19 protein-coding genes and 1 pseudogene are annotated in these 23,371 nt (G+C 71.8%); 10 read left to right on the forward strand and 10 right to left on the reverse strand.

The window, feature by feature from the left end; genetic code table 11:
* Positions 1–46: 46 nt before the first annotated feature.
* A complete protein-coding gene (locus HDA41_RS05025; protein ID WP_184981085.1) occupies positions 47–1,558 on the reverse strand; it encodes an MFS transporter in 1,512 nt (503 codons plus the stop codon).
* A gap of 215 nt (positions 1,559–1,773) precedes the next feature.
* On the opposite strand from HDA41_RS05025, the gene proP reads away from it, so the two are divergent.
* On the forward strand, positions 1,774–3,270 hold the full coding sequence (proP, locus tag HDA41_RS05030) for a glycine betaine/L-proline transporter ProP (protein WP_184981087.1): 1,497 nt from the start codon (positions 1,774–1,776) through the stop codon (positions 3,268–3,270).
* A 281-nt stretch (positions 3,271–3,551) separates the two neighbouring features.
* Here proP and HDA41_RS05035 read toward each other — a convergent pair whose 3' ends face one another.
* The gene (locus HDA41_RS05035) at positions 3,552–4,208 is read right to left on the reverse strand and encodes a DUF5701 family protein (protein ID WP_184981089.1); all 657 of its coding nucleotides are present in this window, start codon (positions 4,206–4,208) and stop codon (positions 3,552–3,554) included.
* Positions 4,209–4,282: 74 nt separating this feature from the next.
* Positions 4,283–4,561 (reverse strand): annotated as a pseudogene (locus tag HDA41_RS05040) (alpha/beta fold hydrolase); the annotation flags it as partial.
* Here HDA41_RS05040 and HDA41_RS05045 point away from each other — a divergent pair.
* A complete protein-coding gene (locus HDA41_RS05045; RefSeq protein WP_230299648.1) occupies positions 4,479–4,862 on the forward strand; it encodes a hypothetical protein in 384 nt (127 codons plus the stop codon). The pseudogene HDA41_RS05040 and the gene HDA41_RS05045 sit on opposite strands and share 83 nt — an antisense overlap.
* 20 nt (positions 4,863–4,882) lie before the next feature.
* On the opposite strand, the gene HDA41_RS05050 is transcribed toward HDA41_RS05045, so the two are convergent.
* The 3 genes from HDA41_RS05050 to HDA41_RS05060 all read right to left on the reverse strand — a co-directional run bounded on the left by HDA41_RS05050 (position 4,883) and on the right by HDA41_RS05060 (position 6,812).
* Positions 4,883–5,335 (reverse strand): Lrp/AsnC family transcriptional regulator, encoded by a 453-nt coding sequence (locus HDA41_RS05050; RefSeq protein ID WP_059419212.1) that lies wholly within the window; start codon positions 5,333–5,335, stop codon positions 4,883–4,885.
* Positions 5,336–5,363: 28 nt separating this feature from the next.
* Positions 5,364–5,657, reverse strand: coding sequence for a hypothetical protein (locus tag HDA41_RS05055; RefSeq protein ID WP_221513017.1), 294 nt, complete (start codon positions 5,655–5,657; stop codon positions 5,364–5,366).
* A 249-nt stretch (positions 5,658–5,906) separates the two neighbouring features.
* A complete protein-coding gene (locus tag HDA41_RS05060) occupies positions 5,907–6,812 on the reverse strand; it encodes an SDR family oxidoreductase (protein WP_184981091.1) in 906 nt (301 codons plus the stop codon).
* Between the two features lie 222 nt (positions 6,813–7,034).
* On the opposite strand from HDA41_RS05060, the gene HDA41_RS05065 reads away from it, so the two are divergent.
* The 3 genes from HDA41_RS05065 to HDA41_RS05075 are packed head-to-tail and all read left to right on the forward strand — an operon-like array spanning position 7,035 to position 10,685.
* A complete protein-coding gene (locus HDA41_RS05065; RefSeq protein ID WP_184993154.1) occupies positions 7,035–8,315 on the forward strand; it encodes an ATP-grasp domain-containing protein in 1,281 nt (426 codons plus the stop codon).
* A 45-nt stretch (positions 8,316–8,360) separates the two neighbouring features.
* Complete coding sequence (locus HDA41_RS05070; RefSeq protein WP_184981093.1) at positions 8,361–10,403, forward strand: CocE/NonD family hydrolase; 2,043 nt, start codon at positions 8,361–8,363, stop codon at positions 10,401–10,403.
* A gap of 42 nt (positions 10,404–10,445) precedes the next feature.
* Positions 10,446–10,685: an SDR family oxidoreductase gene (locus tag HDA41_RS05075; RefSeq protein ID WP_184981095.1), complete on the forward strand. Its 240-nt coding sequence runs from the start codon at positions 10,446–10,448 to the stop codon at positions 10,683–10,685.
* Positions 10,686–11,036: 351 nt separating this feature from the next.
* Here the strand turns inward: HDA41_RS05075 and HDA41_RS05080 are convergent, their stop codons facing one another.
* Entirely contained in the window at positions 11,037–11,792 is a 756-nt protein-coding gene (locus HDA41_RS05080; RefSeq protein WP_184981097.1) for a thioesterase II family protein, read from the reverse strand.
* 158 nt (positions 11,793–11,950) lie between these two features.
* Here HDA41_RS05080 and HDA41_RS05085 point away from each other — a divergent pair, with 158 nt between their 5' ends.
* Positions 11,951–12,394 (forward strand): DUF779 domain-containing protein, encoded by a 444-nt coding sequence (locus HDA41_RS05085; protein ID WP_184981099.1) that lies wholly within the window; start codon positions 11,951–11,953, stop codon positions 12,392–12,394.
* Positions 12,395–12,548: 154 nt separating this feature from the next.
* Here the strand turns inward: HDA41_RS05085 and HDA41_RS05090 are convergent, their stop codons facing one another.
* The 3 genes from HDA41_RS05090 to HDA41_RS05100 are packed head-to-tail and all read right to left on the reverse strand — an operon-like array spanning position 12,549 to position 15,650.
* On the reverse strand, positions 12,549–13,169 hold the full coding sequence (locus tag HDA41_RS05090) for a chorismate mutase (protein ID WP_184981101.1): 621 nt from the start codon (positions 13,167–13,169) through the stop codon (positions 12,549–12,551).
* Positions 13,170–13,222: 53 nt separating this feature from the next.
* Positions 13,223–14,617 carry a M20 family metallopeptidase gene (locus HDA41_RS05095; RefSeq protein ID WP_184981103.1) on the reverse strand — a complete coding sequence of 465 codons (1,395 nt, stop codon included), beginning with the start codon at positions 14,615–14,617 and terminating at the stop codon, positions 13,223–13,225.
* Entirely contained in the window at positions 14,604–15,650 is a 1,047-nt protein-coding gene (locus HDA41_RS05100) for an Lrp/AsnC family transcriptional regulator (protein WP_184981105.1), read from the reverse strand. Before HDA41_RS05100 ends, HDA41_RS05095 begins: the two co-directional genes overlap by 14 nt.
* A 112-nt stretch (positions 15,651–15,762) precedes the next feature.
* Between HDA41_RS05100 and HDA41_RS05105 the strand changes: the two genes are divergently transcribed.
* The 4 genes from HDA41_RS05105 (at position 15,763) to HDA41_RS05120 (ending at position 23,328) form a co-directional block, all read left to right on the forward strand.
* Positions 15,763–17,337, forward strand: a complete 1,575-nt coding sequence (locus tag HDA41_RS05105; RefSeq protein ID WP_184981107.1) for an AbgT family transporter — start codon at positions 15,763–15,765, stop codon at positions 17,335–17,337.
* Positions 17,338–17,375: 38 nt separating this feature from the next.
* Positions 17,376–18,530, forward strand: a complete 1,155-nt coding sequence (locus HDA41_RS05110; RefSeq protein WP_184981109.1) for a M20 family metallopeptidase — start codon at positions 17,376–17,378, stop codon at positions 18,528–18,530.
* 264 nt (positions 18,531–18,794) lie between these two features.
* A complete protein-coding gene (locus tag HDA41_RS05115) occupies positions 18,795–21,671 on the forward strand; it encodes a glycosyl hydrolase 115 family protein (protein WP_184993156.1) in 2,877 nt (958 codons plus the stop codon).
* Positions 21,672–21,951: 280 nt separating this feature from the next.
* Positions 21,952–23,328, forward strand: a complete 1,377-nt coding sequence (locus HDA41_RS05120; protein WP_230299637.1) for a cytochrome P450 — start codon at positions 21,952–21,954, stop codon at positions 23,326–23,328.
* The last annotated feature ends 43 nt before the right edge of the window (positions 23,329–23,371 follow it).

Here is a 23,371-nt window from a genome sequence, read left to right on the forward strand (position 1 = left end):
CCCGTCCTCGGGCGGCGGTTGCGGCGGTCGGTGGCACGCCGTGGAATCAGTGCTGCCGGGCGTGTATGGGGCTGTTGGCGACATCGTCCGGGCACTTCCCGTGCTGCTGCCTGGTCCGCCGGCCGCGCTTCCAGTCGGACGTCGCGAGGGCCAGGGAGGCCAGCATGCCGAGGAGGGCGGCGCCCAGCGCGGTGGCGAGGGCGCCGCGGTAGCCGACGCCGCTGCCGAGCACCAGGTAGAAGAGGCCGGGCAGGGCGGCGGTGCCCACCGCTGCGCCGAGCCGTTGCCCGGTCTGCAGGGCGCCGCCCGCCGCGCCCGCCATGTGCACGGGCACGTCGCGCAGCGTCATGGTGATGTTGGGCGAGATCACGCACCCGCTGCCGAGGCCGCCGAGGAACAGCACCGGGGCGGCGGCCCAGGGCGCGATGTCGAGGGGCGCGAAGCGGAGCAGCAGCGCGGTGCCGCCCAGCCCGGCGATCACGCCCGTGAGGCCGCCCACGGTGAGCAGGCGCCCGAGCCGGTCCACCAGCCGGCCGGCGATCGCGGCCGCGCAGGCCGAGCCGAGGGCGAAGGGGGTCACGGCGAGACCGGACCGCAGCGGGGAGAAGCCCAGGCCGTCCTGGTAGAAGAGGGCGAAGACCAGCCAGACGCCGCTGAAGCCGATGAAGTAGAGCGTGCCGACGCCGGCGCCGACGGCGTAGCCGCGTACGGCGGTGAACAGGCGCGGATCGAGCAGCGGCTGGGTGTTCCGCTCGACGAGGCGACGCTGCCACCGGGTGAAGCCGAAGAGGATCGCGGCACCGGCGAGGAACATCCACCACAGCCCGCCGAAGCCGCCGGAGCCCGCCTGGACCAGCGGATACATCAGCGCCAGGACGCCGAGCCCGAGGAACAGGACGCCGGGCAGATCCACGTACTGCGGGCCGGACCGCCGGGTGCGGGGCAGCAGGCGGCGGCCGAGGAGGATGGCGAGGATGCCGATGGGGACGTTGACGTAGAAGATCCACCGCCAGCCCTGGTCCCCGGCGGCCAGGGCGAGGATCAGGCCGCCGGCGAGGGGGCCGATGGCGGACGAGATGCCGACGGTGGCGCCGAAGAAGCCGAAGGCACGGCCGCGTTCCGCACCGCGGAACATCTGCTGGATGAGCGCGGAGTTCTGGGGAGCCATGAAGCCGGCCGCCAGGCCCTGGGCGAGGCGGGCCACCACCAGCAGCGTGATGCTGGGGGCCGCCCCGCAGGCCGCGCTGCAGACCACGAAGCCGCTGAGGGCCAGCAGGAAGATGCGGCGCCGGTCCAGCGCGTCACCCAGACGGCCGGCAGTGACGAGCGCGAGAGCGAAGGCGAGGGCGTATCCGGACACCACCCACTGCACCTGCGCGGGAGAGGCGTCGAGGCCGCGCTGGACGGAGGGCAGGGCGACCGCCACGATCGAGACGTCCAGCAGGCTCATGAAGCCGGCCACCAGGGTGACCCACAGGGCCCGCCACCGGTGCGGGTCCGGCTCGTATCCGGCCTCCTGTGCGCCCTGGATCGGGTCACCCGACGCCGACGCTGTCACATGGGCTCCTCTCACCAGGTGGGCACCCGGCGAACCAAGTTCCCCCTCCGGGCACCGGCACACCACGGCCCGGCAAGCAGCGCGGGCCCCACCGAACACACCCGGGCATTACTGTCCGTAGCCGTCCGGGTGCCGCGCGAAGGGGGCCGTTTGAGCGCGCGAGATCTGTACAGGCGTTGTGGTTGGCACAGACGACCGGCGAAAGGAACGACGTGATGGCGGCGCCCGACAACGACGAGTCGGTGGATCCCGCAGCCGTGAGACGACACCGGGTGCTGTTCCGGGCGATCGAGAAACGCCGCCACCCGAAGCTGCGCCGCAGCGACATCACCGTGACCGACGAGGCGGCGGTCAAACGCGCCACGAAGGCCGCCGCCCTCGGCAACGCGATGGAGTGGTACGACTTCGGCATCTACAGCTATCTGGCCTCGACCATCGGGCAGGTGTTCTTCCCCTCGGGGAACGACACCGCCCAACTGCTCAGCTCCTTCGCGACGTTCGCGGTGGCCTTCCTGGTCCGTCCCCTCGGCGGAATGGTGTTCGGGCCGCTCGGCGACAAGGTCGGCCGCAAGCGCATCCTCTCCCTCACCATGATCATGATGGCGGTGGGGACCTTCGCCATCGGCCTCGTCCCCTCGCACGCCGTCATCGGTCTGTGGGCCCCGGCCCTGCTGATCTTCTTCCGGCTGGTGCAGGGCTTCTCGACCGGCGGGGAGTACGGGGGCGCCTCGACGTTCATCGCGGAGTACGCGCCCGACAAGCGGCGCGGCTTCTTCGGCTCCTTCCTGGAGCTGGGCACGCTCGCCGGCTACGTCGGGGCCTCCGGCCTCGTCGTCGTCCTGCAGACCCTCCTCAGCGACGACCAGATGCTGGCATGGGGCTGGCGCATCCCCTTCCTGGTCGCGGCGCCGCTCGGCCTCATCGGCCTCTACCTGCGGCTGAAGCTGGACGAGACGCCCGCGTTCCAGAAGCTGGAGGGCGGCCAGGTCAAGGCGAGCGAGGCCGCCGAGGCCGTGGAGACCTCGGCCGCCGCCGACCTCGGCAAGATCTTCACGCGGTACTGGCGGCCGCTGCTGCTGTGCCTCGCCCTCGTCGCGGCGTACAACATCACGGACTACATGCTGCTGTCGTACATGCCGACGTATCTGTCCGACGAGCTGGGCTACGGCACCAACCACGGGCTGCTGATCCTGCTGCTCGTGATGGTGGTTCAGATGTGCCTCATCAACCAGGTCGGGCGGTTGTCGGACCGCTTCGGGCGCAGGCCGCTGCTGATGGCGGGGATGCTCGGGTTCCTCTTCCTGTCCGTGCCGTCCTTCCTGCTCATCCGGCAGGGCAGTGTCGTCCTCATCGCCGTGGGGCTGCTGCTGTTGGGGCTCTCCCTGGTGACGATGCTCGGCACGATGTCGGCGGCGCTCCCGGCGATCTTCCCCACCCATGTGCGGTACGGCTCCCTCTCGGTCGCCTACAACCTGGCCACCTCGATCTTCGGCGGCACCACTCCCCTGGTGATCACCGCTCTGATCAGCGCCTTCGACTCGACCCTCATGCCGGCCTACTACTCCACGGGCGCCGCGGTCATCGGCGTCATCGCCGTCCTGTGCATGAAGGAGACCGCCAACAAGCCCCTGGCCGGCTCCCCGCCGTCCGTCGAGACGCAGGCCGAGGCCGCGGAGATCGTCGAGGCGCAGACCCCCAGGCCCAGGTTCTGACCCCCCGTCGGACGGCTGCGGTTCTTCGCGTCGGAAGCCCGGGGCAGCGGCGGCGGTCGTACCGGTCCGCCGCTGCCCCGGGGCGCAGCCGATGCCCGGGGCTAGGCCTGTCGTTTGGATCAGGGCGCAGGGAATCGACGGCACCTCTCCGGCGCCGGTGAGCGGGGCCTGGTGCGTGCAGCGGCAAGGCGGAGGAGGGCGTCGATGCGGAGCATCGGCAACCGACGACAACGCCGCAGATACGCGTGCCAGCCCCGCGTCTGCGATCGTGATCAATACACCTAGGAGCTGCGGCCGGTCGTGGAGGCGAAGCCCAGCCAGGTGTGCCGGTTGTTCCACCAGCACCAGCCGACCTTCGGGGCGTTGCGCCGCTCGCGGCCGTCACGCCCGGTGCCGTTGCTGATCCAGATCGCCGGGGTGCGGGCATCCAGGCTGCCGTTGGGCTTGCGCAGCCGGGACCCGATGGTCATGAAGCAGCGGTTGCGCTCCAGGACCGCCGGCTCCTGGAGCACCCAGTGGATGCCCTCGGTGAGCAGCAGCGGGGTCCGGTCCTCCTTGGTGAGGGCGGGCAGTACCTCCTCCGGGCTCCAGTTGGCCATGTGGTCACCGCGGTCGACGCCGGTGACGACGTAGAGCGGGGCGTCGGGCAGTTCGACGGCGCAGGGCGTGAACGCGTCGACGTCGGGCATGTCGACGACGACGAAGCCCGGTTTGCCCTCACGCCGCAGCAGCGGCGCGAGGGCGGAGGCGGGGGCTCTGTCCGGGTGCACGGCCAGCAGGGCGCCCTCGCCGGCGGTCTCGGCAGCGAACGCACGGACCTCGTCGGCGGACAGCCCGGCGATCTCGTGCACCCCCAGCTCGATCAGCCGCTCGGCCTGCGCGCTCGGGGCCGGGAGTGCGGGAAGGACGGTGGACGTGTCGGGCGTGGTGTCGGGCACGATGCTCCCATGGTCGGTGACGTGGGCGAACTCATGAGCAACGTGCCGGTCTGCCGCGGCGTTCCCGCGACGGGTCACTTCTCCAGGAAGGCGAGCAGAGCCGCGTTGACCTCCTCCGCGTGGGTCCAGAGCAGACCGTGCGGGGCGCCCTCGATCTCGACGTAGTCGGCGGCCGGGAGAGCCTTGTGGAACGGCCTGGCGGTGCCCTCCACGGGGAGGATGCGATCGCCCGTGCCGTGCAGGATCAGGGCCGGCACGTCGATCGCCGGGATGTCGGCGCGGAAGTCGGTGTACCAGGTCGACGGCGCGGCGGCCGCCGCGAAGAAGCCGCCGCCCGCGGCGACGTTCCAGCTAATCGTCTCCGCCAAGGGCGGCGAGCTGTACTCCGACTTCGAGCTGACCACGTTCGGACCGGTCGAGTGGGACCTGGCGGCGCTCGGCCCCGCATGCGAGGCCGCCTACAACGCGGCCGCCGAGCGCCGGGGGCTGCGGCGGCTGGACGGGGGTGTGCTGCGCGTCGTCAACGCCGTGGGCATGTCCCGCGCGGTGGCCTGTCTCGCACTGGCGCCCCAACTGCCCATGCTCGTGGACGCGTTGCAGCCGGCCGTCGAACAGTGGCGGACGATGCCGTTCGCCGGTGGTCTGGGCGGCTGAGCGAGCGGCGGCGGCCTTGCTCACTCGGGCAGGGGCCGGTCGTCGACGACGTGTTTCATGACGAGGGTGGAGTTCAGGCGCTGGACGCCGGGCAGCCGGGCGAGCTGCTGGTCGTAGAGCTGCTGGAAAGCGGCCAGGTCGGTGGTGGCGACCCGCAGGAGGTAGTCGGGGTCGCCGAACAGGCGCTGCGCCTGGAGCACGTGCGGGACGGCGGCCACGCCTTCTTCGAACGCGGAGACGGTGTCGGCGTCCTCCCAGCGCAGGGTGACGAAGACGAGCGCCTCGAAGTTGAGGCCCACGGCGGCCGGGTCCACGACGGCCCGGTAGCCGCGGATCGCGCCCTCGCGTTCGAGGTCGCGCAGGCGGCGGTGGCAGGGCGAGACGCTCAGTTTCACGCGGGCGGCCAGCTCGGTGACCGTGAGACGGCCGTCCAGCTGCAGCTCGGTGAGAATTTTCCGGTCCAGGGCATCCATGGAGAAGATTCTGCCCCGTATAGCGCGATCAAGGGGTAAAGAAGGGAACTCCGGCGGTCGCCGTGCTGATCGCCGGATACGCGGGATACACCCTGCTCGCGGTCGCGGGCCTGGTGGTGATCGTGGCGTTCTCCAGGATCTGGTCATTGGTGAGGCGGACGACCCTGAATTCAGCGGAGGCGACCGGTCCGCGCCGTCCGGCCTGGACAATGCCCGAGCGCAGCGTCCCGAGGAGGGCGGCCTGGCCGTAGTGCATGGCCCAGTTGACCGGCAGTGGCTGGGTCCCGGGGCGTTCGGGCCGACCGGTGAGCCGCTGGAGCACGAGCCCACCATCACCCTCGCCGGCCCGGTCGGTACGGCGGTCCCCTGACCCCCGTCACCATGACCCGCGCCGGTCGGGCATACGGGACCAGGGCCTGTCGTTTGGATCAGGTCGCAGACGCGGGACCTGGCACGCGCATCTGCGGCGTTGTCGTCGGTTGCCGATGCTCCGCATCGACGCCCTCATCCACCTTGCGGCTGCACGCACCAGGCCCCGCTCACCGGAGCTGAAAAAGTGCCGTCGATTCCCCTAGCGGGTGTCGACGATGCCGCCGGTCACCGCGATGACCTCGCCGACCGTGTAGCTGGAGTCGGCGTCCGAGGCGAGGTAGACGTACGTCGGTGCGATCTCCTCCGGCTGGGCCGCGCGTTCGAGCGGGGCCTCGCTGCCGATGTGGGCGAGGCCGTCCGGCGGCATGTGCTGGTCCGCCTCGTTGAGCGGCGTCCAGGTCGGGCCCGGCGCGACCACGTTCGCACGTACGCCGCGCTTGGCCAGGTGCACGGCGACGGACTTGGTCAGGGTGATCAACGCGGCCTTGGACGCCGCGTAGTCGATCATCGTCGTACTGCCCTTGAGCGCCTCTTCGGTCGCGGTGGCGATGACCGCGTCGCCGGGCTCCAGGTGGGGCAGCGCCGCCATGAGCAGGTGGAAGTACGCGTAGACGTTCGTCTTGAACGTCCGGTCGAAGTCCTCGGCGGTCAACTGGTCGAGTTCAAGCTTGCTGTTGAGGTACGCGGCGTTGCTCACCAGGATGTTCAGCCCGCCGAGCTCCGCCGCCGTCCGCTCGACGACCGCGCGGCAGAACTCGGGTTCGGTGAGGTCGCCGGGCAGCAGCAGGCAGCGTCGGCCCTGCTCCTCCACCTCGCGCCGGACCCGCTCCGCGTCCACCTGCTCCTCGGGCAGATGGACGATGGCGACATCGGCGCCCTCGCGCGCGTACAGCAGCGCCACCGCCCGTCCGATACCCGAGTCGCCGCCGGTGATCAGCGCGACCTTTCCCTCCAGCTTCCCGCTGGCCCGGTAGCGGCTCGCCCGATAGCGCGGCGGGGTGCGCATGTCGGACTCGATGCCGGGCCGCTGCTGCTTGTCGGAGTCGTAGGGCGGGTCGGGCTCGGACACGACCTGCGGTGCGGACCGTTCCTGCTCGGGTTGCACGGACTCTCCTTTCGCGGTGTCGTCCACGGCGCGGCCGTCACCTCGGGTCACGCCGTTTCTTCCCCCCACCGCGTGCCCACGACGGCGGCAGGCATGTTCCCCGTCGTCGCGTACGAGCGCCGCGCCGACCGGCATGGCCGCACGCCCGAGGGGTACTCCGACGATCTTGCAAGCCCGGCCTCAGAGCCGGATGCCGGAAGGAGATCCGTGTCTGACAAGGCGATGAAGAACATTTTCGTGATCGGGCTCGACGAGGCCAATCTGCCGACGCTGCGGGCGGTGCCCGGAGCTGACCGGCTGCGCTTTCACCAGCTGCTGACCATCGAGGAACTCCAGTACGGTGAAGTGCACCTGCCCACGCTGTTCGACAAGGCCCGGGAGGTGCTGGACGCCTTCGACGGCAGCATCGACGCGATCGTCGGCTACTGGGACTTCCCGGTCAGCACCCTCGTGCCGATGCTGAGCGAGCGCTACGGAACGCGGAGCACGAGCCTGGAGTCGATCGTCAAGTGCGAGCACAAGTACTGGAGCCGCCTGGAGCAGCAGAAGGCGACCGACCGGCACCCGCGCTTCGACAGGGTCGACCTGTCGGCCGAGCCTCCTCGCCCGCCGGAGAACGTGACCTTCCCGATGTGGGTGAAGCCCGCACTCTCCTACTCGTCCGAACTCGCCTTCGGAGTCGATGACGAAGAGGAGTTCCGCAAGGCCGTCACCGAGATCCGCGACGGCATCTCCCGCATCGGCCGCCCCTTCGAGCACATCCTCGAGCGCATCGACCTGCCTCCGGAGATGGACGGCGTCGGCGGCCGGGTCTGTCTGGCGGAGGAGGCGATGTCCGGCGTCCAGGTCGCCGTGGAAGGCTACGTCCACCGGGGTGAGGTGACGGTCTACGGAGTTCTGGACTCCATCCAGTACCCGGACTCCCCGTGCTTCCTGCGCCACCAGTACCCCTCGACGCTGCCGCCGGCGGTCATCGCGGAGCTGCACGACGTCTCCGAGCGGGTGATGCGGCAGATCGGAATGGACTCGGCCACCTTCAGCATCGAGTACTTCTACGACCCGCGCACGCAGTCGATCAACCTGCTGGAGATCAACCCCCGGCACTCCCAGTCGCACGCGGAGCTGTTCCAGTACGTCGACGGCGTCCCCAACCACCACTGCATGGTCAGCCTCGCGCTCGGCGAGGACCCGCGCATGCCGCACGGCGAGGGCCCGTACGCGATGGCGGCGAAGTGGTACCACCGCTGGTTCACCGACGGCGTGGTGCGCCGGGTGCCCGGGCCCGAGGAGATCGCCCGCATCGAGCGGGAGACACCGGGCGTGCGCATCGAGGTGGTCCCCGAGCAGGGCACCCGGCTCTCGGACCTCCCCGGACAGGACAGCTACAGCTACGAGTTGGCGCACATCTACACCGGCGGGGCGGACGAGGCGGAGCTGCGGGAGAAGTTCGACCACTGCGTGGCCGAACTGGGCCTCGTCTTTGACGAGCCCCCGCAGGAGTGAAGCCCGGCCGGAGTGAACCCCGACAGTAAGGAGCACGTGGGTTCCATGCGTTACGTGACCAACCTGCCGTACGCGACGAAGGAAGAAGAGCACGTCACGATCCCGATGTCCGACGGGGTCCGGCTCTCCGCGCACATCTGGCGTCCCACCTCGTCGGACCATGAGCCGGTGCCCGCGGTGCTGGAGTACATCCCGTACCGCAAGCGCGACCTGACGGCCGTGCGCGACTCGATCCACCACCCGTATCTCGCGGGACACGGCTACGCCTGTGTCCGCGTCGACCTGCGCGGCACCGGCGACTCGGAGGGCGTGCTGCGCGACGAGTACCTGGAGCGGGAGCAGGCGGACGCGGAGGAGGTGCTGGCCTGGCTGACGGAGCAGCCCTGGTGCGACGGCGGCACCGGCATGATGGGCATCTCCTGGGGCGCGTTCGCGGCGCTCCAGGTGGCGGCCCGGCAGCCGCCGGGCCTGAAGGCCATCGCCATCGCCTCCTTCACCGACGACCGGCACGCCGACGACATGCACTACATGGGCGGCGCCCTGCTGTCGGACAACCTGGCCGAGGCGGGCACGATGTTCGCCTACGGCACCTGTCCGCCCGACCCGGCCGTGGTCGGCGAGCGCTGGCGCGAGATGTGGCACGAACGGCTGGAGAACACCGAGCCCTGGGTCCTCCCGTGGCTGCGCCACCAGCGCCGGGACGACTACTGGCGGCACGCCTCGGTGTGCGAGGACTACAGCAGCGTGTGCTGCCCGGTCCTGGCCTCCAGCGGCTGGGCGGACGGCTACTCCAACGCCGTGACCCGGCTGCTCGGCCACCTGGATGTGCCCCGCAAGGGGCTGATCGGCCCCTGGTCGCACAAGTTCCCCCACCTCGGGGAGCCCGGCCCGGCGATCGGCTACCTCCAGGAGCTCGTGCGGTGGTGGGACCACTGGCTCAAGGGCGTCGACAACGGCGTCATGGACGGCCCCATGCTGCAAGCGTGGATGCAGGACAGCGTGCCGCCCTCCACCGCGTACGAGGAGCGGCCGGGACGTTGGGTCGGCGAGCCGGACTGGCCCTCCCCGCACATCCGGCAGGCCGTTCATCCGCTCACCCGGCACACGATCGGACCTCCGCGGGAGCCGGGGGACGAGGCAAACATCCCCGACGGCGGCGCGATGACCGTGCAGTCACCTCTGTCCGTGGGCCAGTTCGCGGGCAAGTGGGCCTCCTACAACGCGCCCCCGGACCTGCCGTACGACCAGCGTGAGGAGGACGGCGGTTCCCTCGTCTTCGACAGCGAGCCGCTGACCGAGCCGCTGGAGATCCTCGGCTCACCGACCGTGGAGCTCGACCTGTCGGTCAGCGAACCGGTCGCCCTGGTGGCCGCGCGGCTGTCCGACGTGAGCCCGGACGGCTCCGCGACCCGGGTCTCGTACGGCATCCTGAACCTCACCCGCCGCGACAGCACGGAGTCCCCCGAGCCGCTGGAGCCGGGCCGCCGCTACCGCGCCACCGTCCCGCTGAACGGAGTGGCCCAGGCGTTCCCGCCCGGCCACCGCATCCGGCTCTCCCTCTCCACGTCCTACTGGCCGTTGGCCTGGCCACCGCCGAAGCCCGCCCTGCTGAGCGTCCACGAGCACTCCAGCACGCTCACCCTGCCGGTGCGGCCGGTGGAGGAGCCGGACGAGGTGCCGTCGTCCCCCTTCGGCGAACCCGAGGGCACTCCCCCGCTCGCCACGAGCCAGGTGACACCCCCCGAGGAGCGCTGGGAAGTCAAGCGGGACCTGATCGGCTACCGCTCCGAGCTGGACATCGTGAAGGACCGGGGCACGGTCCGCTTCGAGGACATCGACTTGGAGGCGGGGCGCCGCGCCCACGAGCGCTATACGGCGGTCGCCGACGACTTCACCTCGGTCAGCGGCGAATCCACGTGGACCATGCGGTTCCAGCGCGACGACTGGGACGTACGGGTGGTGACGCACACCCAACTGAGGTGTGACGACACGGACTTCTTCGTGGACGCGACCCTGGACGCGTACGAGGCCGACCGCCGGGTGTTCTCCCGCACCTGGAACGAGCAGGTACCGCGCGACCTGCTGTAGCGGGACCAGGGTGGCGGCAGCCGTGCTGCCGCGGTTCCCCGGGTGACCAGGCCGTCAGCGGGTGGCCGGTCCCCGGGGTGCAGCGGGTCGCACGAGCGAGACGGATATTTACTTGACTTACGCGACGCGTGCGGCGCGGGCCGGCCGGGCACGCCCGGCGAGATCGCCGACGCCGTGGCCTTCCTCACCGGCCCCGAGGCGCGGTACATCAACGGCACCGACCTGCTCGTCGACGGCGGGCAGGCGGCCTGGATGCTTCGGCACATGCGGCGTCCGGGGTAACGGTTGCCGGGTCGTCGGCCCGGTCGGCTGCCCCCCCGTGTACGCGGGCGGCTGTGGCCGCGTCCTGGTCACCGTCCCGCGGTGACGCGGGAGTCCGCCGGTGGTGATCGGGTGCGACCAGCGGCCGCGGCGCGAACGGCAGGGGTTGCTGCCGCACGGCGGTGGTCCGCTGACGAGCGGTGCGCTCGGCCTGCCGCTGCCCGGAGCTGACGGCGAAGCAGATCGTGGAGCTGCGCACGGCACTGGCGGGTTTCACCGCGGACACGGCTGGGTGGTCGACTGACGCCTGGCCGCGGTGCGGGGCGGCGGGGACGGTCCGAGGCCGCCCCCGCGGATGGTCCGACGGCTCGCTCAGCGTGGCGCGGCAGCGGGCCGGGTCAGCCGCTCGCGGATGAGGCGGATCACGTCCGGAGCGTGGTCGACGAGGAAGAAGTGCCCGCCGGGGTACCGCTCCATCTCGAAGGCGCCCTGGGTGTGCGCGCTCCAGGCGCGGACCTCGTCCTGGCTCGCCCTGGGGTCGTCGTCTCCGGTCAGAGCGGTGACGGGGCTGCGGAGCCGGTGGTCCGTCGCGCACACGTAGGTCTCCGCCGCCCGGTAGTCGTTCCGGAGGGCCGGCAGGATCATGCGCATCAACTCGACGTCACCGAAGATCTGTTGGTCGGTGCCGCTGAGCCTGCGCAGTTCGGCGATGATTCCGGCGTCGTCGCGCTGGTGCACCTGCTCGTCGCGGTGGCACGACGGTGCGCGGCGCCCCGAGACGAAAACCCGCTCGGCGACCCGCCCCGCCTGCTCCAGCCGTACGGCGACCTCGAAGGCCAGGGTCGCGCCCATGCTGTGCCCGAACAGGGCGAAGGGGCGGTCCACCGCGCCCGCCACGGCCCGGCACACCTGGTCCGCGAGACCGCCGATGGTGTCGATCATCGGCTCGTGGTGCCGGTCCTGGCGCCCCGGGTACTGGACGGCGAGCACCTCGACACCGGGGTTCAGTGCCTGGGCCACCGGCCGGTAGAAGGACGCCGAACCACCCGCGTGCGGCAGGCAGACCAGTTGCACGGAGGCGTCGGGGCTCGGGAAGAAGCGCCGTATCCACGGATCGGTGGCGGTCATGGGACCTTCCTGTTCGGTTGCGCGGGACAGCAGGCACGCAGGCGCGGGCCGGCGTGCACCTCCCATTCTGAGGTCGGCACGAAATGGTCGTACCGGTTTCCGAGAGAGATATTCCGGGCGACCATGGCGGGGCACCCCTACCGCCTGGAGGGACACCCATGACCGACGCACCCACCCCCGACCCCGGGGTGCTGCCGACAACCGCCCGCACAGAACGTGTCGAACTGACGCCCGCCGCCGAGGACCTGCTGCGGCACCTGACCGGGACGCACGGGCCGGTGATGTTCCACCAGTCCGGTGGCTGCTGTGACGGCAGCGCTCCGATGTGCTACCCGCGCGGAGAGTTCCGGGTCGGTGCCTCGGACGTCCTGCTGGGGCACGTGGCCGGGGACACGCCGTTCTGGATGAGCGGGGACCAGTACAGGTACTGGTCGCACACCCACCTCACCGTGGACGTGGTCCCGGGACGGGGCAGCGGCTTCTCCCTGGAGGCGCCGGAAGGCGTCCGCTTCCTGCTCCGTTCCCGCCTCCTCACCGACGAGGAGCTGCGCCGCATCGAGTCGGAACCGCCACTGCCCACCGGGGCGGACCAGGTCGCCTAGGGTGAGGCCATGTCCACGACGCGGGTCTCCGGGCATGTCGGCGCGCCCCGTGCGGACGTCTACCGCGCACTGGTGAGCGCGCCGACAACGAGACGGGCACGCGCATGGCCCGGGAGGAGCCGGCCCGCTCCGTAAAAGCCGGCCGGGACACCCCCTAGAACTCAGCACACACCGACGGCAGCGCCCGCCCGAGGCCCTTCAGGTGCAGCGCGTCGAGTCGGTGGGTGTACGCGGACCAGCCGGCGGCCATGGCGAGGCGCGGGCCGCACGAGGGCCGGGCCCGGGACTGTTCCGTGTCGTCGAGTGCGGCCAGCAGCTGTGTGGTGATGCGGTCGAGGGCCGGGCGGACCTCCTTGGTGAGGTCAGGCCGCTCGGTGGGGCGCTCGCCGGGGTTCGCGTCCCAGCGGGCGTACAGGCCGCGCTGCACCAGCTTGTTCGCCTCGATCTGGTCCCGGAACACGGCGGCCACGGCGTCCGGGTCGAGGCCGAGGCCGGCCGCCCGGGCGCGGACGTCGTCCAGGATCCGCGCCTCGCGCTCCGGGTCGTCGATCGGCGTGTCCGTGCCGTACTTGGCGGCGGCGACCTTGTCGGCCAGCAGCAGCCGCTGGGCGAGCAGTTCGGTCACCGACGTCAGGTCGTGGGCGGCGGCCGTGTGACGTACGGGAGCCGGCCGCTCGGCGGCGGTGGCCGGGCCCGCCGTCCCGAGGGCCAGAGTCGCCGCGGTCGCCAGGGTGCTGAGAAGGGTGAGGACGGGCCGGAGACGTCGAGGGCGCACAGGGGTGTCCTTCCGTGGGGGCGAAGCGCCGGACCGCGGCGCTGTCCGGCAACCTACCGACCGTCTCCGGCGCGTGGTTCACCGAGGTCCCAGAACAGGCCCGCCATGATGCGCAGCCCTTCCCTTGCCACCGACCCCAACAGGTGTTCGTCGGGGGCGTGTTGGGAGCAGGCGGGGTGGGAGTGCGGGATCCACACGGTGGGCAGGCCGAGGATGTCCGAGAAGGCGTCGTTGGGGAGGGTGCCGCCGAGGTTCGGCAGGACGGCCGGTTCCTTGCCCGTGGTGTGCCGCAGGGAGTCCACGGCCCAGCGGACCCACGGGTGGTCCGGGCTGAGGCGGGTCGCGGGGACGGCCTGGAGCACCTCGACGTCGACCATGGACAGCCCGTGGGCGTCGAGGTGGTCGCGGACGATGCGTGCGAGGTCGCGCCAGGGCGTGCCGACGACGAAGCGGAGCTGGACGTCGGCGTGGGCAGTGCCGGGGATGGCCCCGACGGGCTTGGCGGGGTCCCCGGCGGCCAGGGTGAGGACCTCCAGGGTGTTCCAGCCGAAGACCCGTTCGGCCGGGCTGAGGCCCGGTTCACCCCAGTCGGTGTCGACCTCCGGGTCGCCGTCCCCGCCGCCCACGGTGAGGTCCGCCAGGGCGGCCGCGACGGGCTCGGGCAGCGCCGGCGGCCGTAGTCCCTCCACCAGGATGCGGCCCCGGGAGTCGACCAGGGCCGAGAGCGCGCCGGCGAGGACCGTGGCGGGGTTGCGCAGGGCGCCGCCCCAGTTGCCCGAGTGGTGGGCGCCCTCGCGCAGGGCCACGCGCAGGCGGAAGTTGGCGGCGCCCCGGGAGCCGAGGAACAGGGTGGGGCGGCCCGCCGCGAGGCGTGGGCCGTCGGAGGCGATGAGCAGGTCGGCGGCCAGGTCGTCCGTCAGCCGGCGGCAGACCTCGTGCAGGCCCGGCGAGCCGGACTCCTCCCCTGTCTCCACGAGCACCTTCAGGTTGAAGCCGAGCCGGCCTCTCCGGGCGGCCAGGACCTGTTCGAGCGCGGCCAGGTTGACGGTGTGCTGGCCCTTGTTGTCGGCGGTGCCGCGCCCGTAGAGGCGGTCGCCCTCGACGACGAGTTCCCACGGGGACAGGCCGGTGCGCCAGCGGCCGTCCTGGCCCGGGACGACGTCGCCGTGGCCGTAGACCAGGACGGTGGGCAGGCCCTCGGCCTCGTGCCGGTGGGCGAGCAGGAACGGGCCCGCACCCGGCACCGGGTTGTCGACGATCCGTACGGTCGCGCCCAGGCGGCGTACCGCGGGGGCGAGTTCGTCGGCCAGGTAGGCGCGCAGCGGGCCCGTGCCGTCGGGTGGCGGGCTCTGGGTCGGGAACGCGACCCGGCGCCGCAGGTCGGCGAGGAAGCCGCCGGAGTCGAAGTAGGCCTCCGCCAGGCCGATGGCGGTCTCACGTGTCGTCATGCGGTCCACTCCCGGTGTCCGTCGGGCCAGGTGCGGCGGCCAGGCGGCCGTCCTCCCGGTCGAGCCAGTGCCGCCGCAGCGCCTGGAGCACCACGGAGACGTCGAAGGAGAGCACCCCGGGCAGGTCCGCCAGGTCCCGGGTGAGGAACTCCGCGAGCCCCTCCTCGTCTCGGAAGACGCCCTGGTGGACGACGGAGAAGGTGCCCGCGTTGGCCGACACGTACCGGGCCGACGGGTGCCGGGCGAGCGTCCGGGCCGCCTCGCGCACCCCGCCCGGTGACACGGTCAGGGCGACCACCGCCTCCAGGGCGTAGCCCAGCAGCCCGGGCTCGATCTCGACGCGGGGGCGGACCAGTCCGCGCTGGAGGAGCGACTGGGTGAGACGGTAGGCGGTGGACTGCCCGATGCCGAGTTCCCGGGACACCTGCGCGGCGGTCATCCGGCCGTCGGCGGCGAGCAGCCGCAGCGTGCGCGGCTCGTCACCGGTGGGGCGGGCGGGCCGGGCCGTGCCGCCCGGGTCCGTCTCGCGTTCGTCCGTGGTGTACGTGGCGAGCAGCCGGCGCTGGTCCTCCGTCAGGCGGGGCAGCCGCCAGGCGTCGGACCTGGTGTCGGCGCGCAGGACGAGTGCGGTGCGGGTGGAGCGTACGCCGGGGAGCGTGGCGATGCGCCGGGTGAGCAGGTCGCGGACCTCGGCGCGGCGCGCGGGCTGGACGACGCAGTAGACGTCCGCCTGCCCGGCGGTGAGCGCGACGTGGGCCGCCTCGGGCAGTTCGACGAGCCGCCGGGCGATGTCGGCGGCCCGTCCCGGCGCGGCGGTGACCCACACGTGCCACGGGGTGCCCTCCCCGGTGACCGACAGGTCGACCTGGCCGATCACCCGCAGCAGCCGGTTCGACTCCAGCCGGGCCAGCCGCCGTCCCACGGTGCTGGCCGACACGCCCAGCGCCTGGGCCAGGAGGCTGAGCGGGGCGCGCGGTGCGCGCTGGAGCGCGGCGACCAGGTCGAGGTCGTCGTCGTCCAGAGCGTTCTCCATGCGACCCATTCTTCAGAGAACGAATCCGTCAACCAGCGACTTCACGCGACCGATACGACCGCAACAACCTTTTTACTTGCATGATTTCGTCAGGAGGGTCGTCAATAGGGCTGTGACCACCGCCACTTCGCCTCCGCCACCCGACGTCCCCTCGAAGCAGCTCTCAAGGCTGCTCGCCGTCCTCGGGCGCATCGAGCGCCTCGGCAACAAACTCCCCCACCCCTTCTGGCTGTTCGGTGTGCTCAGCGTCGTCCTGGCGCTGGCCAGCTGGCTTCTGTCGGCCACCGGCGCCTCCGCGCTCAACCCCGCCACCGGCAAGACGGTGGGGGTGCGCAGCCTCGTCTCGGGCGAGGGGCTGCGGATGATGATCTCCGACGCGGTGACCAACTACGCCACGTTCCCGCCGCTCGGCACGATCCTCGTGGTCATGCTGGGCGTGGCCGTCGCCGACCGGTCGGGGCTGCTGCCCGCGATGCTGCGGGCGGCCGTCGCCCGGGTTCCGGCCCGGTGGCTGACGTTCACGCTCGCCTTCACGGCCATGGTCGCGCACGTCGCGTCCGACGCGGCCTACGTGGTGCTGGTGCCGCTGGGCGCGATGGCGTTCCGGGCGGTGGGGCGCAGTCCGATGCTCGGTGCCGTGGTGGCGTTCGTGTCGGTGTCCGCCGGGTACGACGCGAGCCCGCTCGTCACGCCGACTGACGCGATCCTGGCCGGGCTCACGACGGCCGCCGCGCACACGGTGGACCCTTCGTACGTGGTCAGCCCGCTGTCCAACTACTTCTTCTCCGTGGCCTCCTCGGTCCTCCTGGCCCTCGTCGTCACCGTCGTCACGGAGAAGGTCATCGCCCGGCGGGTGGCGGCGATGCCGGAGGAACCGGAGCCGGGGGACGCTCCCGAGGCCACCGGTGCGGAAGCCGGGGGACTGACACTGCGCCCGGCGGAGCGCAGGGGCCTGCGCAACGCGGGGCTCGCGCTGCTGGCGTACGCCGCGCCGGTCGTGGCGGCGATGACCCCGGCCGGATCGCCGCTGCGCGGCGAGGGCGGCAGCATCGTGCAGTCGCCGGTGCTCACCGGCATCGCGGTCGTGCTGGCGGTGGCGTTCCTGATCGTGGGTGCCGTGTACGGGCGCACGGTCGGGACCGTGACGACGGGCCGGGACATCCCCGACCAGATGGCGAAGGGCCTGCGCGAGATGGCGCCGATCCTGGTGCTGTTCTTCGCGATCTCCCAGTTCCTGGCGTACTTCAAGTGGACCGGCGTCGGCGAGGTCCTGGCGATCCGGGGCGCCGGCCTGCTGAAGTCGGCGGGCATCACGGGCCCGGTCGCGTTCCTCGGCGTCCTGCTCGTCTGCACGGTCATCAACCTGCTCGTCACCAGCGGCTCCGCGCAGTGGGCCCTGGTCTCCCCGGTGTTCGTGCCGATGTTCATGCTGCTCGACATCCCGCCCGAGGTGACCCAGGCGGTGTACCGCATCGCCGACTCGTGCACCAACGCGGCGACCCCGATGAGCGCGTACTTCGTGATGACCCTGGGCGTCGTCCAGCGCTACCGGCGCTCGGCCGGGATCGGCACGCTGCTGTCGCTGACCCTGCCCCTGTGCCTGGTCATGCTGGCGGCCTGGACGCTGCTGTTCTACGCCTGGTGGGCGCTGGGCATACCTCTGGGGCCCGGGGTGCCCGTCCGCTGACCGCCCGGCCGCTTCCGTACGTACGAGGAGGACCGCCCATGTCCCTGACCCGTGTCGAGTCGCTGGCCCGGCAAGCCCTGCCGGAGATGACCGGTGATCTGCGGAGGCTGGTGGAGCTGGAGACACCCAGCGACGACAAGGAGTTGCTGACCGCGGGGCTCGCCGCCGTCGAGAGCTGGACACACCACCGGCTCGGCCCGCCGGACGGGTCGCGGCGCTACGACGGCGGTCCGCACGGCGACATGCTGGAGCTGCTGTACCGGGGCACATCGCCGGCGGTGGTGCTGGTCCTGTGCCACTACGACACGGTGTGGCCGGCCGGCACCCTCGCCGAGTGGCCCTTCCGGGTGAGCGAGGACGGGCGGGCCACCGGACCGGGCGCGTTCGACATGAAGTGCGGCCTGGTGCAGGCGGTGTGGGCGCTGCGCCTGCTGCGGGAACTGGACCTGCCGCGCGCGTCGGTGCGGCTGTTCCTGAACGGTGACGAGGAGATCGGCAGCCCCGCCTCCCGGCCGCACATCGAGCGGCTGAGCGAGGGCGCGGCGGCCACGCTCGTGTGCGAGGCGTCGGCCGGGCCGGAGGGGGCGGTGAAGACCTCCCGCAAGGGCGTCGGCCTCTTCGAGGTGACGGTGGAGGGTGTGGAGGCACACGCGGGCCTCGATCCGGACCGGGGCGCCAGCGCCGTCCACGCCCTCGCCGAACTGGTCACCCGCGTCGCCGGGCTGGGCTCCCGGGAGCGGGGCACGACGGTCAACGTCGGGCTGATCAGCGGCGGCACGGGCCGCAACGTCGTCGCCGGCCGGGCGAGCTGCGGCATCGACGTACGGATCCCCGATCCCGCGGAAGCGTCCCGCATCGACGCCGCTCTGGCGTCCCTGGCACCCTCCGACCCCCGGGTCCGGGTCTCGGTCACCGGCGGCTGGAACCGTCCCCCGATGGTGCCGACACCCGTCTCCCGGCTCCTGTTCAAGCAGGCGCACGCGGCGGCGGAGGAGCTGGGCCGGCCCCTGCCGGAGACGGCCGTCGGCGGGGCGAGCGACGGCAACTTCGTCTCCGCGCTCGGCCGTCCCGTCCTCGACGGCCTGGGCGCGGTGGGCGACGGCGCCCACGCACGCCACGAGCACGTCCTGCTGGACCACGTCCCGCCGCGCACGGCGCTGCTGGCGGGGCTGCTCGTGGCGGGGGCGGTGTAGCCGGGTCGGCCGGGGGGTAGCCGCGGAACGGCCGGGGCGGTGTGGCCGCGACGCCTCCCCGACCTCTGGACGCCCTCACGCGGGCTCGCCTAGGGTGCGCTGGCAAGCGCTTTCTAGCCTGCTCACGCCAATCCCTCCTGCGCGCAGCCCCGCCGACGGCCCCGGACGAGGAACCGACGCGGGTCTGACGCGGAAAGGCAGTGCCCCGTGCCACACAGATCTTCATCTCCTCCGTCGGTGACCCGCAAGTCGTTCTTACAGGGAATGGCCGCCGTCGGCGCCGCCCCCCTGCTCCCCGCCGCCGTACTCCCCGCCGGCACCGCCGAAGCCGCCGCCTCGGCCCGGCCGGACTTCCCGCTGCTCCGGAACGGCACCCCCGCGGACGTGTTCGTCGACGCGGCGGACGACCCCGCCGTGCTCCGCGCGGCCGGTGACCTCGTGGCGGACGTGGAGCGAGTCGGCGGCGTCAGGCCACGGCTGCTGCACACCGTGCCCCAGCGGGCCGAACTCCTGGTCGTGGTGGGGACGATCGGCGCCAGCCCGGTGATCGACCGGCTCGTCCGGCACGGACGCCTGGACGCCTCCCGGGTCAAGGGCCGCTGGGAGGCGTCCGTCACGCAGGTCGTGGACCGTCCGCTGCCCGGCGTGGACCGCGCCCTGGTCATCGCGGGCAGCGACCGGCGCGGCACCGTCTACGGCATCTACGACACCTCGGAACGCATCGGCGTCTCGCCCTGGTACTGGTGGGCCGACGTCCCGGTGGTCCGCCGCGACACGGTGACGGTCCCGGCAGGCCCCTTCGTACGCCAGGAGCCCGCCGTCCGCTACCGCGGCATCTTCATCAACGACGAACAGAACCTCACCACCTGGTCCCACCGCACCCAGGAGCCGGACAAGAACATCGGCCCCCGCACCTACGAGCGGGTCTTCGAGCTGCTGCTCCGCCTCAAGGCCAACTACCTGTGGCCCGCGATGCACCCGTACTCCGACTTCTTCAACAAGCACCGCGAGAATCCCGAACTGGCCGACCGCTACGGCATCGTGGTCGGCTCCAGCCACCCCGAGGCCATGCTGCGCAACGGCGTGCACGAGTGGGAGCCGTGGGCCGAGGAGCACCGCAACCCCGACGGAACCCTGCCGCTCTACGACTACACGGTGAACCCGGCCGTCATCTCCGACTACTGGCGGGCGCGGGCCCGGCAGAACGCCGGCTACGAGAGCAGCTGGACGATCGGCATGCGCGGCCTGCACGACTCCGCGCTGGAGACGAAGTACGCCACCACGATCCCGGAGAAGGTCGCGGTGATGAACGACATCATCGCCGACCAGCGCCGCATCCTGGCCGAGGAGGTGGGCGAGGCAGCCACGCCGCAGATCTTCATCCCGTACAAGGAGGTCCTGGAGCTGTACAACGCGGGCGTCCAGGTCCCCGACGACGTCACGCTGATCTGGCCGGACGACAACCACGGCAACATGCGCCAGCTCCCGAACGAGACGGAGCGCCACCGCTCCGGCGGCAACGGCATCTACTACCACCTCTCCTACTGGGGCCGCCCCAGGAGCTATCTGTGGCTGGACACCACGCAGTTGAGCAAGGTGTGGCAGGAGCTGCGCCGGGTCCACGACCACCGGGCCGACCGGATGTGGATCTTCAACGTCGGTGACATCAAGTCGATCGAGACGGGCCTGTCCTTCTGCCTGGACATGGCGTGGGACGTGGACCGCTGGGGCCCGGACGACGTCGAGGACTTCCTGGTGGAATGGGCGGGGCGCCAGTTCGGCCGGCGCCACGGCTCGGAGATCGCCGCCATCCGCACGGAGTACTACCGCCTGGCGGCGGAGCGGCGCCCGGAGTTCATCGACAAGGCGATCTTCTCCACAGTGCACCACGGCGACGAGGCAGGCCGCCGGCTGGCCGCCTACGAGGAGTTGCTGGACCGGGTGCGCAAGCTGGGCGCGAAACTGCCCGAGCCGTACCGCGACGCCTTCTACGAGCTGGTCGAATACCCGGTGCACGGCGCCTACTTGATGAACCTGAAGTACTACTGGGCGGACCGGAACGCGCTCGCTGTCCGTCAGGGACGCGGCGCGGGCACCAACCGCTTCGCGGACTTGGCCGAGGCCGCGCACGCCGAGGAGCAAGCGATCACCCGCCGCTACAACTCGGAGATCGCGGGCGGCAAATGGGACGGCATCGTCAACCCCTACCCCTCCCAGATCCCGAAGGCTCCCGGCCGTCCGGCCGTCACGCGGGTGCCCCGCCAGGAGACCTCGGGCCTGGGGCTGGCCGCCGAGGGCAACGAAACGGCAGCGAGCCGCCCGCTCTCCTTCTCCTCCTACACCCGCGACCGCCGCTTCGTGGACGTCTTCAACACGGGTTTCCTCCCCCTTGAGTGGCAGGCCGAGCCGAGCCACCCGTGGATCCGGCTGAGCACGTCGGGCGGCGAACTCACCGACCAGACCCGGATATGGGTGGAGATCGACTGGCCGCGGGCACCGGAGGGCACCCACCACCCCATGCTCACCTTCACCGGCGCCGGCACGACGGCCGAGGTGCCCCTGCGGGTGGTCAACGACGGGGAACGGGCCCGGCAGCGCGCCCGCGGTTTCGTCGAGGCCCACGGCTACGTGTCGATCGACGCCGCGCACTTCGACCGCCGGGTGGCGCGCGGCGGGGCCCGGTGGCGGGTCGTACGCGGCCTGGGACGCCGTACGGCCGCCGTCGAGGCGGTCCCGACGACCGCACCGCCGATCACCGAGGACCTGCCCACCCGGTCACCGGAGCTGCGCTACCGGGTGCGCTTCACCAGCACCGGCACCTTCCCGGTGACCGTCTTCCGGCTGCCCTCCCTCGACGAGCGGGGTAAGCGCCGACTGGCGATCGCCCTCGACGACCAGCCGCCGACGGTCCTGTCCGGCCAGGCGATCGCCACCGGCAACCGGGGTGACGCCTGGGCCCGCAACGTCGAGGAGGGCATCGAGAAGCTGACGGCCCGGGTGACCGTGACAGAGCCGGGTGAACACGTCCTGCGGCTGTTCATGGTGGATCCGGCGATGGCGGTGGACCAGATCGTCATCGACACCGGTGGGCTGCCGGTGAGTTATCTGGCGCCGCCCGAGAGTTACCAGAAACCCGAGTGACGGAAGAAAACCACCTGCTGCACGGCGTGCACCGGAAGTGACTCACCCAGCGCTTCCGTGTGCACCCGTGCGCCCCCCTGGAGAAAGGGTTCACCACGTCGGCGACCAGCTTGGACCGGGCAGGACATGGTGCAAGCGCCAAAGCGGTGAAACATCACCGTATTCGCTGGTCGTCTGAGGCAGGTGGTATTCGATGAACGGCTGCGTTCCCGAACCGGAACAGGCATGGACGGTTGGTACTGCACCCGGCATATTCCCATCCATCAGCCACGGTATCGCCTTGTTCCGTCGGCCTCTGGAGTTTCTGAATTCCCTTCCCGCGCGGGGCGATCTGGTCGAGATACGTCTGGGCCCCCAGCGCGCCTGGATGGTGTGCCACCCGGAGCTGGTCCACCGGATGCTCCGGGACAGCCGCACGTTCGACAAGGGCGGGCCGCAGTACGAGAGGCTGCGGGCGCTGATGGGCGGCGGCGTGGTCACCTGCCCGCACGCGGAGCACCGGCGTCAGCGCAGGATGCTGCAACCCACCTTCCGCCCGTCCAGCGTCGCCGGGCACACGCGCATGATGGCCGAGGAGACCGAGTCGCTGTGCGGTGACTGGCGCGGTGGGCAGCAGGTCGACGTCAGTGCCGCCATGCTGGGCCTGACGACCCGGCTGATCAGCCGGGTCCTGCTGTCCGACTCGCTCGGCCCCGCCGCGGCCGAGGAGGTCCGGCACTGCCTCGCCGCCATCGTCCGCGGGCTGTTCGTCCGCACGGTCGTACCGGTGGACGCCCTGTTCCGTCTTCCCACGCCGGCGAACCACCGCTACCGGCGTGCGGTGGAGCGGGTTCGCGAGCTCGTCGACGCGGCCGTCGCCGAGCGCCGCCGGGGCGCTCCCCGCGACGATCTGCTGGGCCTGCTGCTGAGGGCGGCGGACGCCGAGGACGGCGAGACCCCGGTCACGGACCAGGAGGTCCACGACCAGCTGGTGTCGCTCCTGCTCACCGGTTCCGAGAGCCCTTCGATGTGCCTGGCCTCCACCTTCAGTCTGCTGGCCCAGCACCCGGAGGTGGAGCGGCGGCTGCACGCCGAGGTCGACTCCGTCCTCGCCGGACGGCTGCCGGACGCCGACGATCTGCCGCGTCTGGTCTACACCCGGTCGGTCGTCACCGAGACGCTGCGCCACTCCCCGCCCGGCTGGCTCTTCACACGGGTCACGACCCGGGAGACGGAGTTCGCCGGGTGCCGTCTGCCGCGGGGGGCCACGATCTTGTACAGCCCCTATCTCCTGCACCACAACGCGGCGTCGTTCCCCGAGCCCGGCCGCTTCCTGCCCGAGCGCTGGCTGGAGTCAGAGGACGCCGCCGGTCCGCACGGGGCGCTGATCCCGTTCGCCGCGGGCAGCCGCAAGTGCATCGGCGACCTGTTCTCGATGGCCGAGATGACGGTGGCCCTCGCGACCATCGCCGGCCGCTGGCGTCTGCGTCATCCGGCCGGGCGCGTCGCACCACCGCGGCCCGGGGCGACGCTGGGACCGAGGTCCCTGACGATGATCTGCGAACCACGGCCGGACGCACCGGGCGACCCGGGCGGCACGCAGCCGCGTGCCGTTGCCCTCGCCCCCTCAGCCGCGGCCGTGGCATCCGACGCGGAGAAGAACGGGGAGGGACGGTGACAACGGTGTCCACCACACATGAGGAAATCGCACCCGTCACACA

It is taken from the genome of Streptomyces caelestis, assembly GCF_014205255.1.
Taxonomy (GTDB): domain Bacteria; phylum Actinomycetota; class Actinomycetes; order Streptomycetales; family Streptomycetaceae; genus Streptomyces; species Streptomyces caelestis.